Annotated in this window: 15 protein-coding genes and 1 riboswitch; of the genes, 14 read left to right on the forward strand and 1 reads right to left on the reverse strand. The window is 43.4% G+C overall.

Annotation, left to right across the window (positions count from 1 at the left end; genetic code table 11):
* From lepA to B3014_RS11290, 14 genes are all read left to right on the forward strand, one after another.
* Window positions 1-1,668, forward strand: a 1,668-nt coding sequence (lepA, locus tag B3014_RS11225) for a translation elongation factor 4 (RefSeq protein ID WP_289286985.1), incomplete at its 5' end; no start/stop codon positions are given.
* A gap of 23 nt (window positions 1,669-1,691) precedes the next feature.
* Window positions 1,692-2,468: a signal peptidase I gene (gene lepB / locus B3014_RS11230; RefSeq protein ID WP_289243826.1), complete on the forward strand. Its 777-nt coding sequence runs from the start codon at window positions 1,692-1,694 to the stop codon at window positions 2,466-2,468.
* 10 nt (window positions 2,469-2,478) lie between these two features.
* Complete coding sequence (locus B3014_RS11235) at window positions 2,479-2,856, forward strand: DUF4845 domain-containing protein (protein WP_286305166.1); 378 nt, start codon at window positions 2,479-2,481, stop codon at window positions 2,854-2,856.
* Window positions 2,856-3,536 carry a ribonuclease III gene (gene rnc / locus B3014_RS11240; RefSeq protein WP_289243825.1) on the forward strand — a complete coding sequence of 227 codons (681 nt, stop codon included), beginning with the start codon at window positions 2,856-2,858 and terminating at the stop codon, window positions 3,534-3,536. The genes B3014_RS11235 and rnc overlap by 1 nt, the downstream gene beginning before the upstream one ends.
* On the forward strand, window positions 3,533-4,441 hold the full coding sequence (gene era, locus B3014_RS11245) for a GTPase Era (RefSeq protein WP_414673352.1): 909 nt from the start codon (window positions 3,533-3,535) through the stop codon (window positions 4,439-4,441). The genes rnc and era overlap by 4 nt, the downstream gene beginning before the upstream one ends.
* Before the next feature lie 7 nt (window positions 4,442-4,448).
* Window positions 4,449-5,162, forward strand: coding sequence for a DNA repair protein RecO (gene recO, locus B3014_RS11250; protein ID WP_286305163.1), 714 nt, complete (start codon window positions 4,449-4,451; stop codon window positions 5,160-5,162).
* 12 nt (window positions 5,163-5,174) lie between these two features.
* A complete protein-coding gene (gene pdxJ, locus B3014_RS11255; RefSeq protein WP_289243823.1) occupies window positions 5,175-5,906 on the forward strand; it encodes a pyridoxine 5'-phosphate synthase in 732 nt (243 codons plus the stop codon).
* Window positions 5,903-6,286 carry a holo-ACP synthase gene (acpS, locus tag B3014_RS11260; protein WP_286305161.1) on the forward strand — a complete coding sequence of 128 codons (384 nt, stop codon included), beginning with the start codon at window positions 5,903-5,905 and terminating at the stop codon, window positions 6,284-6,286. The genes pdxJ and acpS overlap by 4 nt, the downstream gene beginning before the upstream one ends.
* Window positions 6,286-7,170, forward strand: a complete 885-nt coding sequence (gene cysM / locus B3014_RS11265; protein WP_289243822.1) for a cysteine synthase CysM — start codon at window positions 6,286-6,288, stop codon at window positions 7,168-7,170. The genes acpS and cysM overlap by 1 nt, the downstream gene beginning before the upstream one ends.
* A gap of 2 nt (window positions 7,171-7,172) precedes the next feature.
* Window positions 7,173-9,239, forward strand: a complete 2,067-nt coding sequence (locus B3014_RS11270) for a hypothetical protein (RefSeq protein ID WP_289243821.1) — start codon at window positions 7,173-7,175, stop codon at window positions 9,237-9,239.
* A 9-nt stretch (window positions 9,240-9,248) separates the two neighbouring features.
* Window positions 9,249-9,857 (forward strand): YdbL family protein, encoded by a 609-nt coding sequence (locus B3014_RS11275; RefSeq protein WP_289243820.1) that lies wholly within the window; start codon window positions 9,249-9,251, stop codon window positions 9,855-9,857.
* An 83-nt stretch (window positions 9,858-9,940) separates the two neighbouring features.
* Window positions 9,941-11,275 carry a 23S rRNA (uracil(1939)-C(5))-methyltransferase RlmD gene (rlmD, locus tag B3014_RS11280; RefSeq protein ID WP_286305157.1) on the forward strand — a complete coding sequence of 445 codons (1,335 nt, stop codon included), beginning with the start codon at window positions 9,941-9,943 and terminating at the stop codon, window positions 11,273-11,275.
* 227 nt (window positions 11,276-11,502) lie between these two features.
* A riboswitch (cyclic di-GMP riboswitch) is annotated at window positions 11,503-11,581 on the forward strand.
* A 17-nt stretch (window positions 11,582-11,598) separates the two neighbouring features.
* A complete protein-coding gene (locus B3014_RS11285; RefSeq protein ID WP_289243819.1) occupies window positions 11,599-12,180 on the forward strand; it encodes a VPLPA-CTERM sorting domain-containing protein in 582 nt (193 codons plus the stop codon).
* A gap of 53 nt (window positions 12,181-12,233) precedes the next feature.
* Window positions 12,234-13,343, forward strand: coding sequence for a DNA alkylation repair protein (locus tag B3014_RS11290; protein ID WP_289243818.1), 1,110 nt, complete (start codon window positions 12,234-12,236; stop codon window positions 13,341-13,343).
* A gap of 474 nt (window positions 13,344-13,817) precedes the next feature.
* On the opposite strand, the gene B3014_RS11295 is transcribed toward B3014_RS11290, so the two are convergent.
* Window positions 13,818-14,505 (reverse strand): SulP family inorganic anion transporter (locus tag B3014_RS11295; RefSeq protein ID WP_289286986.1); only part of this gene is annotated, 688 nt, incomplete at its 5' end.

Here is a 14,505-nt window from a genome sequence, read left to right on the forward strand (position 1 = left end):
ATGGATATTGAGCGCGAACGTGGCATTACCATCAAAGCACAAAGCGTATCACTGGAATACAAAGCACGCGATGGGGAAACTTATCAGCTGAATTTCATCGATACACCTGGGCACGTCGACTTTTCTTATGAAGTATCCCGCTCTCTTGCTGCCTGTGAAGGGGCATTATTAGTCGTTGATGCGGCGCAGGGTGTGGAAGCACAAAGTGTGGCGAACTGCTACACCGCCATTGATTTAGGCTTAGAAGTATTACCCGTTCTGAATAAAATTGATTTACCTTCGGCAGAACCGGAACGTGTTGCTCAAGAAATTGAAGACATTATCGGCGTCGATGCTATGGATGCTGTACGTTGTAGTGCCAAAACCGGTATTGGTATTGAAGACGTACTGGAAGAGCTGGTGGCAAAAGTCCCTGCGCCAAAAGGTAATCCAGACGCACCTCTTAAAGCCCTCATTATTGATTCCTGGTTTGACAGCTACGTGGGTGTTATTTCATTGGTACGTATTGTCGATGGCTCACTTAAGCACAAAGATAAAATAAAAGTGATGTCGACAGGGCAGGAATATCAAGTCGATCAAGTAGGTACTTTCACTCCTAAACGCACACCATGTAACGTGCTGGATTGTGGTGACGTGGGTTACGTCATTTCAGGGGTCAAGGAAATTGATGGGGCACCGGTAGGTGACACCTTAACGCACGCACACCATGGTGCAGATAAAATGCTGCCCGGTTTCAAAGAAGTAACCCCACAAGTTTATGCCGGTATTTTCCCTGTCAGCAGTGATGATTACGAAAACTTCCGTGAAGCCTTGTCGAAATTACGCCTAAATGATGCTTCATTATTTTATGAACCTGAAAGCTCACAAGCCTTAGGATTTGGTTTCCGTTGTGGTTTCCTGGGGCTGTTGCATATGGAAATCATTCAGGAACGATTGGAACGTGAATACGATCTTGATCTGATCACAACAGCGCCGACCGTTGTGTTTGAAGTTCTCAAGAAAAATGGCGAAGTCGAACGGGTTGAAAATCCATCATCGCTACCTGATGTTGGCACCATTGAAGAAATACGTGAACCTATCGTCAGAGCGGATATTCTGGTGCCACAAGACCATTTAGGCGCTGTGATTACCTTATGCGTTGAAAAACGTGGTGTGCAGAAGAATATGCAGTATATGGGAAAACAGGTTGCGTTAACCTATGAACTTCCTATGAATGAAGTGGTCATTGATTTCTTCGACCGTGTGAAGTCTGTCAGCCGTGGCTATGCCTCGCTTGACTATCACTTTGTTCGGTTCGAGCCAGCCAATCTGGTGAAATTAGATATTATGATTAATGGTGAACGAGTCGATGCCTTATCGCTTATCGTGCACAAGGACAGCAGTGTGAGTCGCGGGAGACTGCTAGTCGAAAAAATGAAAGAGCTGATACCGCGTCAAATGTTTGATATTGCTATTCAAGCGGCTATTGGCGGACACATTATTGCTCGTTCTACCGTCAAAGCGATGCGTAAAAATGTATTAGCTAAATGTTACGGCGGTGACGTTTCTCGTAAACGTAAATTGCTGGAAAAACAAAAAGCAGGTAAAAAACGGATGAAGTCTGTTGGTAAGGTGGATGTGCCACAAGAAGCCTTCCTCGCCGTATTACAACTGTCAAAGAATTCATAAAAGGTAGGAAGGAGCGTTATACAGTGAGTTTTCCCGCAATCATGGTGTTACTGGTAGCCGTCACCGGCTTGATTTGGTTAATCGACAAGCTGTTTTGGGCACCAGGTCGTGATAACGATGCAAAAGAACCTGTCGTGGTTGAATATGCACGCTCATTTTTTCCTATCATTCTTTTGGTGTTAGTGATTCGCTCCTTTATCGCTGAACCTTTCCGTATCCCATCGTCATCAATGGTACCTACGCTGCACATTGGTGATTTTATTCTGGTGAATAAATTCTCATATGGCATCCGTTTACCGGTCCTCAACACAAAAATATTAGAGACAGGCGAGCCTGAACGTGGTGATGTGGTGGTTTTTCGTTACCCGGTGAAGAAGAATAAAAGTGACCCTGATATTGACTATATCAAACGTGTAGTAGGCCTTCCCGGAGATAAAGTCGGTTATTTCAATAAAACGATTTATATTAACGGCGAACCGGTTGCACAAGAGCCACAAGAAAAAACTGAAAGCATGATTAATATTTCAGCTCCCGGCTCTGAATTACGTTCTGAACAGCTCGGTGAGCATAATCATCTAATCGTGGTTGAACCGGGTGTTAAACGTGTGGAAGGTGAAACCGTGGTGCCTGAAGGACACTATTTTGTTATGGGTGATAACCGTGATAACAGCAATGATAGTCGTTACTGGGGAACTGTCCCTGAAGAAAATCTGGTCGGTAAGGCCTTTTTAGTTTGGATGAGTTGGGACTGGAATGAGGGCGGCATTGTCTGGAATCGTTTAGGTCAGTCCATTGAATAAGGAGATTGTGATGAAACACCAGCGAGGTATGACATTAATTGGCTGGGTCATTGTGTTGGCCTTGATTGCTTTTTTTGTGACATTAGCGATTCGTTTGGTGCCGATGTATCAGGAGTATTACGGTGTCGTCCAGATCATGGAAGATATGAAGACAGAACTGCGTAATAACAATCTCTCGAAAAATGAAGTACAGACACTGCTTTCTAAGCGCTTTAATATCGGCTATATCAGTAGTGTCGAACGCGATGACGTCGAAGTTTTCCGTGGTAAAAACACCGCCTACGTAACGAAAATCGTTATCGACTATGAAGTGCGAAAACCGTTTTTTGCTCAGATCGATCTGGTCGGGCATTTTCATAAAGAAATTGATGTAGAGCCACAGCTATAATGATAACCCAGCGGCAAAAAGCCCTGTGCAAACAGTTAAAAGTAGAATTTAAAGATACCGCATTTTTACAACAAGCCTTAACGCACCGCAGTGCGGATCCCAAAAATAATGAGCGTCTTGAATATCTCGGTGATGCTATTTTGAGTTTTGTGATTGCGGAAGAGTTATTCAACCGTTTCCCTCAAGTTAAGGAAGGAAAATTAAGTCGTCTACGGGCTTCTCTGGTGAAAGGCGAGACCCTAGCTGAGCTGGGGCGCGAGTTAAAGTTAGGGGATGTATTAATCCTTGGGCCCGGTGAGTTGAAAAGTGGTGGTTTTCGTCGGGAATCAATTCTGGCTGATGCGGTAGAAGCCATTTTAGGTGCACTTTATCTTGACAGCGGTCTGACACCTGTCAAAGAGCTCATCTTAAGATTATTTGCCGAGCGAATAGCGTCTATTGATGTGACAGAAACGGTCAAGGATCCTAAAACGCGTTTGCAGGAATTATTACAAAGCCGTAAACAGCCTTTACCGCTATATAGTGTTAAAGAATTAAAAACAGACAAGAAACAGCCTGTCTTTGAAGCATCCTGCCAGGTTACCTTGCTGGACAAAGTGGTCGTTGCTCAAGGCAGTAGTCACCGAAAAGCTGAGAAAAAAGCCGCTGAACGTGCCTTAACTCTAATAGAGGGTAAATAATGAATACCACACCATTTCGTTCCGGTTACGTTGCCATTATTGGACGTCCCAATGTGGGTAAGTCGACATTAATCAACCGTATTCTTGGTCAGAAGTTATGTATTACTTCGCGCCGCCCACAAACGACCCGCCACCGTATTCTGGGTATTAAAACCACAGACCAGGGCCAGTTTATCTACGTTGATACACCGGGTATGCACAGCGATGGAAAAAAAGCGATGAATCGTTATATGAACCGCGCTGCTGCCGCTTCAATTGACGATGTGGATGTGGTGCTGTTTGTGGTGGAAGGACTGAAATGGACGGAAGATGATCAGCGCGTCTTGAAACGTATTCAACAAGATGCACGCTCTCCAGTCATTTTAGTGTTAAATAAAGCCGATAAACTCTCAGACAAATCAGATTTATTACCGCAGATACAATCACTTGCACCACAATATGATTTTGCGGCTGTTGTGCCTATTTCTGCACGGAAAGGTATGAATACAGATGTACTGGAGCAGGAAATTGCCAAGTTAATGCCTGAAGGCGAGATGATCTTTGATGAAGATCAATTAACCGATCGCAGTTCACGCTTTTTGGCGGGTGAAATCGTACGTGAAAAATTATTCCGTTATCTCGGTCAGGAATTACCTTATTCACTCACTGTAGAAATTGAACAGTTCGAGGAAGAAGAAGGCATGTATCGAATTGGTGCTGTTGTTTATGTTGAGCGAAGCGGTCAGAAGTCGATTGTGATTGGTAAAAAAGGCGAACAGCTCAAGCTTATCGGTCAGGACGCACGGCTGGAAATGGAACAGCTATTCGGTTGTAAAGTGTTTTTACAGATATGGGTCAAAGTGCGTGAAGGCTGGTCAGATAATGAGCGCATGTTAAAGAACCTGGGTTATAACGACGACCTATAGGTAGCTTGTGGAGCTGACGTCTGCTTTTGTTCTGCACCATAGACCTTATCGTGAAACCAGTTCACTGGTCGATGTGTTAACGCAGGATTATGGGCGAGTGAGCCTGGTCGCCCGAGGTTTACGGCAAAAAAAGAAACGCAGCTCATCAATACAAATATTTCAACCGCTCTGGCTCAGCTGGTATGGCCAAGGTGATTTAGTGACATTGAGTCATATCGAAGTGGATGAACCCAGTTATCGCCTTGTTGGTAATGCCAGCCTCTGTGGCCTTTATATGAATGAGTTGCTCGTGAAATTATTGCCTCTTCATGAAGCGGAACCAGAGATTTATCTGGCTTACCGTCAGGCGCTGTCTTCACTCCAACAAAAAAGCAATGAACAGATTACCCTGCGATTATTTGAAAAAGCGCTGCTCAGCCATCTGGGCTATGGTCTGGCATTAACGGTGGATGTCGATTCTGGTCAGAATATTGAAGATGAAGGTATGTATATTTACCATCCAGATAGTGGTCCACGCCGTGTATTTGGTCAACAGCTTGAGAATACGGTATCTGGACGCAGCTTACGTCACCTTGATCAGGAAGCGGAATTTGATGATGTGAGTCTGAAAGAAATCAAACATATGATGCGGTCAGTGATAAATTATTACTTGGGCGGCCGTCCTTTACATAGTCGTCAGTTATTTGCTGGGCTTAATCAATTTACAACAAAAACAAACTGAGTTTGGAGATTCATGTCTATTTATCTAGGTGTCAACATCGATCACATCGCCACACTGCGTCAAGCTCGTGGAACACGTTATCCTGATCCCATTCAGGCAGCGATTGAAGCAGAGCAAGCAGGGGCGGACAGTATCACATTACATTTACGCGAAGATCGTCGACATATTCAGGAACGTGATGTGGCGATGTTGAGCGATATCTTGCAGACAAAAATGAATCTTGAGATGGCGATCACTGAAGAAATGTTAGCGATGGCCGAAAAATATCGTCCTGCAGACTGTTGTTTAGTACCTGAGAAACGTGAGGAATTGACAACAGAAGGTGGTCTGGATGTGGCGGGGCAGTTGTCTCGAATGCAGCAAGCGTGTCAGCGCCTAGCTGCGGTCAATGTACGTGTCTCTTTATTTATCGATCCTGATTTGGCTCAAATAGAAGCGGCAGTGGCTTGCGGTGTACCAGTGGTAGAACTTCATACTGGCCGTTATGCTGATGCCGAAACCGATGCAGAGGCCGAAAGAGAGCTTGCCGTGATTGCTGATGCAGCAAAACAGGCTCATGAAAGGGGATTACAGGTGAATGCTGGCCATGGTCTGCATTACCACAATACTCAGAAAATTGCGGCGATACCAGAACTGGTGGAGTTAAATATTGGCCACGCGATTGTGGCGCGTTCGGTGTTTACTGGCTTTCAGGCAGCGGTTCGCGAGATGAAACAATTGATGCAGGACGCGCGCCGGGGATGATCATTGGCATTGGCACAGACCTTGTTCATATTCCGCGAATGCAAGACTTACTCGATAAACATGGTGATAAGTTTGCTGAAAGAATACTCAGTGCCCATGAGTTCAGCGAGTTTAAATTGCAACTTAAACCGGCTAATTTTTTAGCGAAACGATTTGCAGCAAAAGAAGCCGCCGCTAAAGCCATGGGAACAGGATTTCGGGATGGTTTAAGTTTGCGTCATATCAGCGTCAGAAATAATTCACTGGGTAAACCTGAGTTACAGTTCGAAAAAGTGGGACTGGAACTGAAAGAAAAAATGCATATTGATAAGGCGATGTTAAGCCTGAGTGACGATCATGAATATGCGATTGCTTATGTTGTGTTAATGGAAGCAAATTGATGAAATCTTACCCGACGATTGAAGCGTTTATTGGCCGCACGCCGCTTGTCAGATTACAGCGTATTCCCGGCGAGTCGAGTAATACCATTCTGGTGAAACTGGAAGGTAATAATCCAGCTGGCTCGGTTAAAGACCGACCTGTGGTGAGTATGATTCAGCAAGCGCAGTTACGCGGTGATATCACGCCTGGCGACACCTTGATCGAAGCGACCAGTGGTAATACGGGTATTGCTTTGGCGATGGTGACGGCGATATTAGGGTATCGAATGATTCTGATTATGCCGGAAAACAGTAGTGCTGAACGTCGTGCTTCGATGAAAGCGTATGGTGCCGAACTTGTTCTGACAGATGGTATGGAGTCCGCAAGGGATCTGGCCTTACAAATGCAGAAAGAGGGCAAAGGCAAGGTGCTAAATCAGTTTGGAAACTTTGATAATCCTCTGGCCCATTATGAATCTACGGGGCCTGAAATCTGGGCTGATACCGAAGGTGAAGTTACCCACTTCGTGAGTTCAATGGGCACGACTGGCACAATTATGGGTACATCTCGCTATTTAAAAGAACAAAACCCAGCGATTCAGGTGGTGGGTGTGCAGCCGGCAGAGGGCGCCAGTATTCCAGGTATTCGCCGTTGGCCGCAGGCGTATTTACCTGAGATTTTCGAGCCAGAGCGCATTGATATGACAATAGATGTCACACAAGATGAAGCAGAAACCATGATGCGACGACTGGCAGCTGAAGAAGGTATTTTTGCCGGAGTGTCATCGGGGGGTGCATTAGCAGCAGCTATGAAGATCTCTGAGCAGGTAGAAAATGCGGTGATTGTCAGTATCGTCTGTGACCGTGGCGATCGTTACATCTCAACAGGCGTTTTCTCTGCCTGATAATGAGCTATCTGACGCCAAAGTCAGTTTTCTTATGGCTATGTTTATGGTCATTACCGGTATTCGCTATTAATACGATTCAAATTAGTAGTGAACATAGCTGGGCAGAAAAATTTGATGCGAAAGAACTGAAAACCTATGTTCAACTCACTTCCGGTGATCTGAAGCTATCAGGGACCGCTGCTCAAATCACCTTAGCTGAACCACTTAATCAATTACGCAATGTGACATTTGAGTGTACAAAAGCAGCTTGGTTAACGGATGCCTTTCGTTGTCAGTCAGGTAGTTTACAGTTTTCTCATCCTGAGCTGGGGCAGCAACAAATCCAATTTAGTCTCGATGTCAGTACCGAAGGTGAACAATATGATATCCAGCTAAAAAATCTGAGACTGGATGGCGGTACGGTAAGCCTTGATATTAGTCTTGATGAACAGCATTGGGACGCGAATATTGATGCTCAGAATATTCCCTTATCAGCACTACAGAAATGGCTACCTCAATTTTTGGATAAACAATACATTGATGTGGTCAACAACTGGCAGCCTCAAGGTCAGATATCTGTTCAAGCACGTCTTGATGGAAACCTGCTGGGAGTATTGTCAGCCACCGCAAAGTGGCAATTAGCTGATTTGGGTTTTAGTAATACGACGGCAAGTCAGGTGGCGGAAAATGTCACAATGCAAGGTGATATCGTCTTACATAATACGGACAATACCTGGGATATTGTTGCTGTATCTTCATTCACCGCAGGCCAGGTTTATAGTGATCCTATCTTTGTCGATTTATCTACTTCTGCCATGGAGTTAAGCATTGAAGGCAAGTATGAATCAGGCTTAAATCACTGGACCTTAGCGGATATTAAGTTAACGCAACCAGAACAATTTACTTTAGAGGCCACTGCTGAAATAACAGATAATATGCCGACTAAGGTTGAAGCGAATGTGACTGTAAAAACGCTATCACCGTTTTATTCCACATGGCTAAAGCCTTTTATGGTGGGCACTGCCGCAGCTGATTTACAATTGTCAGGTCAGGTTTCATCCTCAATAAGTTGGTCTGACAAGCAGCATCAGCTGAGTGCCACGTTGAATAACGTCAGTCTGGTGGATAGTGAGCAGCGTTACAAGGCGGATAAGTTGAATGGTGAACTGGTTTGGACCAATAGTGATAAGCCTTTAAATGGTTATTTATCCTGGCAGCAAGCCAAACTTTATGCTGTCGATATTGGTGCCGGCAGTCTGCATACGCAAACTGTGAAAAATGGCTTTAAGTTAGTAGAAGAAACGACGATTCCCGTATTGGATGGAGAGCTACAAATAAATCAGCTGAGTTTGCAGCAACAAGAAGATAAACAGATAACCTGGTCATTTGATGGCTTGTTGTTACCGATATCCATGGAGAGTTTAACGCAGACACTGGACTGGCCGACAATGCATGGTAAGTTATCGGGCGTTATTCCTCACGTGCGATACCAATCTCAGCAATTAACTATCGATGGGGCACTACAAGTTAAAGTCTTCGATGGTACGACAGTCATTCGCGACTTGCGTTTGACGGATCCTCTCGGCGTATTACCACAACTGTATGCCAATATTGATATCACAGAGTTAGATTTAGCACTGTTAACCAAAACGTTTGATGTGGGAAAAATTACAGGTCGTGTGTCCGGAGCTGTTCATAACTTACGATTGTCTGATTGGAAACCGGTCCAGTTTGATGCCACATTAGAAACGTCTGAAGATAATCCGGGAAAACGTGTCATCAGTCAGCGTGCCGTAGATAATTTAACGCAGGTCGGCGGTGGTGCAACAGGTATGATATCCAGAAGTTTTTTACGTTTTTTTGATGACTTTTCTTATAAACGTTTAGGACTGTCCTGTTATTTACGAAATGATGTCTGTGAAATGGCTGGCATCGAAGATGCTGATCAGGGTTACTATATTGTGAAAGGTGGTGGTGGTTTACCACCATGGATTGATGTGATTGGTTATACACGAAGAGTGGACTGGGCAGATTTATTAGAGCGTATCAAAGCGGTACAAAATAGTTCTGGACCGATAATTGAGTAAGGAGAGGTTATGCAAATCATGAAATGGTTAACGGGGACGGTGTCGGGATTAATGTTGGTCTCGTGCGTGACTATAAATATCTACTTCCCAGCAGCGGCAGCTGAAAAAGCGGCAGATAGAATTATTGAAGATGTGTGGGGACCAGATACAAACCCCGCTGAAACGATTAAATCTGATGATCAGGATAAGCAGTCTTCAGTATCAGATGCCAAGTTGCCATTGGCAATGTCGGTGTTGAACTGGATGGTACCGAAGGCTGAAGCGGCAGGCGCGGATATTAATATCAATTCACCCGCTATCAATGCATTACAGTCGAATATGAAATCACGCCATGAAAGCCTGAAGCCTTTCTATAATAGTGGCGCAATAGGTTTAACTGATGATGGTTTTATTACATTGCGTGATGCGAAGTCGGTACCGTTAAAAGACCGTAATCAGTTAAACAGTCTGATTGCCGCCGAAAATAATGATCGTAAAGCGCTCTATGCTGAAATCGCCAGAGCCAATGGTCATCCAGAATGGCAGAATGATATCCAGCAAACATTTGCACAACGTTGGATTAGTAATGCTGCTAATGGCTGGTGGTATCAACAAGGCGGCAGCTGGAAACAAAAATAATTACATCAGATTGATTATAATAACGATATCCAGTGGTGTGAAAACACCACTGGATTTTTATTTTTCAGAGATAAGAGATAACAATGGCAAGACGTAGCCGCAGACAAAGAATACCGCAAGAGCTTGTGACAGCAGAGATTGAGTCATTATCACATGATGGCAGGGGAATTGCTCGCATCGAAGGCAAAACTGTTTTTGTAGATGGCGCATTAGCCGGAGAAAAAGTGAACTTTCAATATAGTCGGGTTCATAAAAAATATGATGAAGCGCGCACGGTAGAAGTCTTGTCTGCTGCTGATGATCGGGTAGAGGCAAAATGTCAGCATTTTAGTATTTGTGGCGGCTGTAGTTTGATGCATATGTCACCTGAAGCACAGTTGGCTCATAAACAGGCCACATTGGCTGAACACTTTACTCATTTTGGTAACTTAAGCCCTGAACAGTGGTTGGAACCTTTAACCGGTCCATTATGGGGATATCGTCGTAAAGCACGCCTCGGCGTTAAATACGTCGCTAAAAAAGAACAAGTTTTAGTGGGCTTTAGGGAAAAGTCATCGCCGTACATTGCCATGCTTGAACAATGTGAAGTGTTAGATCCACGTGTGGGTCATCGTTTAACGGATTTAGCTTCATTAATTGGTGGATTGGAAGCCTATAACCGCATCGCTCAGATTGAAGTGGCAATGGATGATGAACATGTCGCATTGGTGTTTCGTAATCTGGATGAATTATCCGAGACTGATAAAAATGCATTGATTAGCTTTGGACAAAACAATAATTTATGGATTTATCAGCAACCAGGTGGGCCGGATACCGTGTCTTTATTATGGCCTGAGTCTGCTCAGCTTAGTTACGCACCAGAGCCGGGGTTGAACTTACAGTTTGACCCGAGTGACTTTACGCAGGTGAATGCGGGTATTAACGAAAAAATGATTCAAAGGGCCATGACGCTGCTGGATGTTCAGGATGGAGATCGTATTCTTGATTTGTTCTGCGGGCTCGGCAACTTTACTTTGCCTTTAGCTAAACGGGTGACAGAGGTCGTTGGCGTTGAAGGTGATGCTGCACTGGTACAACACGCAAAAAATAATGCCGCACTTAATGCCTTATCTAATGCCGAGTTTGAGCAAGCGGATCTCACCCAAACAGAATTGAAAGATTATCCTTGGGCACAAAAAGGGTTTAATAAGATTTTACTGGATCCTCCCAGAAGTGGGGCATTTGAAGTGTTGCATCAATTAGCTGCGTTAGGTGCTGAGCGATTGGTATATGTCTCATGTAATCCTGCAACGCTAGCACGTGATGCTGGCGAACTGGTGAACCAGCATGGCTACATTATGGAATCGGCAGGCATTATGGATATGTTCCCACATACCACCCATGTCGAGTCTATTGCTGTATTTGTAAAAAAACGTTAAAAAAGATTAAAAACTGTACCAAAGTACAATTGTTCCGACATAGATATCCTCATATTATGCAATCGTCCGGAATAAGTTGAGTCGGACTTATTTATCCGTTAACAGTGAAGTTATCGGACAAGTAGAGTCGTAATAAGCTGATTTATTTTACTTTTTAGTACCAAAGTACAATTGTTTGGCACATTACAACTCACTAATATCTATCTTGCAGATAGTGATTGCATAATAAACAGATAAGCCAACCTTGGTGTGAGCCATGTGACGGAAAGCCACGGGTCTTTTTTTAAAGATGGCCGGGCTGCATAGTAAACAAGGATAATTCTATGAAATTTTACAAATCGGCTATTTTAGTAGCTGCTATGTTGCTAGGTTTTTCAAGTGTTGCTTCAGCAACATTTTTCCATGGTCACCACCACCATCATGGTGGTTGTGGGGACGATTCATCTTTATGTGATAACCCTGAAACATACTCAGAAACATTTACTGCCTCAGTATCGAACTATTATGAGTTTGGTTATATGGATTTCGATGCTATCACTGACCCTGCAGATTTAGACATTACATCTGCCACACTAAAAATTTCGACAAATGCAAATGGTTGGTGGGATGATTTATATGCTTATACTGATAACTGGTATGGTACTGGTTTGAGCTACTTAGGTTCTCTGGATGGCGGTGTTGAAATGTTCAGCCTAAGCTCAGACTTATTTGACGAAATCCTTGCTGGCATCTCATTCAAGGCTTGGTTTTCAAAATGGAGCGAAGACGTTTTCTGGGCTGAGTTAACAGTGAATGGCGAATATTGCCCACCTGTTAGCGAAGTACCTGTTCCTGCTGCTGTATGGTTACTAGGTTCTGGTTTGATGGGTATGACAGCAATACGCAGACGTAAAAAAACTGCCTAAGCTAAGACAGAATACCGTATGATAAAAGCCGCGATTCCATCGCGGCTTTTTTTATGGCTGAACAACTCAAAAATAAACTTCATATTCCTGCAGTGAAGGAAATCGGCTCTCTGATTCATTCAGTGTGGCCTGATTTTGCTGTAACGGATTTTATTGAGACTGCATCTCTCAAACTAGATGAGCTGGAGCTCAAGGCGCGTGCAGATTATCTTGCGAAGAGTTTGCATGTTTATCTACCTCACGATTATGTTGATGCAATAAATATCTTATTAGAGGCGGCTGAGTCTCTTAGAGATGAACATTTTTCTGGGTGGGCACATTACCTAGCCTGGCCATTAATTGATTATGTTGCTTTATATGGTCTGGAGCATCGCAACGTTTCTTTTGCTGCACTCGAAAAACTCACTTCATTATTTACAGCTGAGTTTGCTATTCGTTTTTTTCTGAAGGCTCACTTTGATGAAACCTATCAGCAAATGCTGTTATGGGCTGAACATGATGATGAACATGTACGAAGATTAGCTTCTGAAGGCATTCGCCCGCGTTTACCCTGGGCACCGCAACTCGCTGAACTACGTCATGATCCCGCTCTTATATGGCCGCTTCTTGAGAAGTTAAAAAGTGATTCGAGTCTATATGTGAGACGGTCTGTGGCTAATAACATCAATGATATGAGTAAAGATCATCCTCAAATGGTTATTGATGTCTGTTCTCAATGGCAAAAAAATGCTTCTGATAATACGAGTTGGGTGATTCGCCATGCGATGAGAAGTCTCGTTAAACAAGGTATAACAGATGTCTATCCGCTATTAGGTTTTAGTCACTCGGTTAATATTGAACAAGCACAGCTTCGCCTTTCTCAACCAGTATTACAGCTTGGAGACACGCTCGTGCTGGAATTGGGCATACTGAGCCATCAGATTCAATACCTTGTATTAGATTACAAAATTCGCTTTGTTGGTGCGGGTGGGAAAATAAGCAGAGAAAAAGTGTTTAAATGGAAAAATATTCACTTAAGTGAAGGACAATATCTTCAGCTCGAAAAACGACATAGCTTGAAGAAGATTTCGACAAGACAATATTACCCGGGCACACATGAGGTTGAGTGTTTATTAAATGGCCAGTGTGTTGCCCGGGCAAGTTTTGAGTTATTGATGCCTTAACTGGATTAGGACATGAGTAGGCCGTAAGCAACAAGTGCTAACCAAGCAACAGACATCACGCAGATTAATGCGGCAAAGTTATCGTGAATGTAGTGTTCGATTTTTTCCATAATAGTTCTCCCCTCTGAAAAGATTCTGCTGTCTAAACAGCGTGAGGTTATTATTTATCTACTGTGGATATCGGGCATTGACCTAGATCAAAAATCAATCACTTGCTGAATCGATGCTAATTTATAGGCATAAAAAAAGCCAGTCTAAGACTGGCCTTTTAATAATACGCTGATTGGCTTAGTTGTGATAAAGGCCGTAAGCAATGAGTAACAGCCAAAATGCAGTAAAGCCCAGAATAATATGTGGAAACTTTTCTATCAGCAATTTATCGATTTTTTTTAACATGTTTTTTTCTCGTAGTTCAATAGGTTATACAATTTTAAACTTATTATTATGGCGCTAAAGATAGCAGTTATTTGGCTTTTATGCCAGCTTGTCATCAGCAATATGATAATGCGGATCTTCCATCACATTGACTTCAATAAGATCCGCTGCATTGTTCAGTAATTGTTTACACTCTTCACTTAAATGTCTCAAATGCAGTGTTTTCCCAGCTTTGATATAACGATCTGCCAACGAATCAATAGCTTCAATAGCGGAATGGTCATAAACCCGCGAGTTTTTGAAATCGAGAATGACGTCATCCGCATCATCATTTTTCGGATCAAATAAATCATTAAAGTTACGCACCGAACTAAAGAATAATGGTCCGTTTAATTCATGAACAATAGAGCCTTGTTCATTTTTATAACTTTTCAGATAGATATGTTTGGCATGTTGCCAGGCGAAAACCAACGCAGACATGATGATACCAGTGATCACGGCGATAGCCAGATCGGTAAAGACAGTAATCACGGCGACGGAAATACCGATAATGGCATCCGGTAATGGAATACGGCCAAGTAAGCGGAAACTCGCCCATTCGAAGGTACCCAGTACCACCATAAACATCACGCCCGTTAAAGCCGCAATAGGGATGATTTCAATCAGTGGTGATGCAAATAAAATAAAACAAAGTAAGAATAAGGCTGCCGAGATACCAGATAATCTACCGCGACCACCCGAGTTAATATTGATCATACTTTGACCAATCATGGCACAACCGCCCATG

Source organism: Methylophaga sp. UBA678, assembly GCF_002299105.1.
GTDB lineage: Bacteria > Pseudomonadota > Gammaproteobacteria > Nitrosococcales > Methylophagaceae > Methylophaga > Methylophaga marina.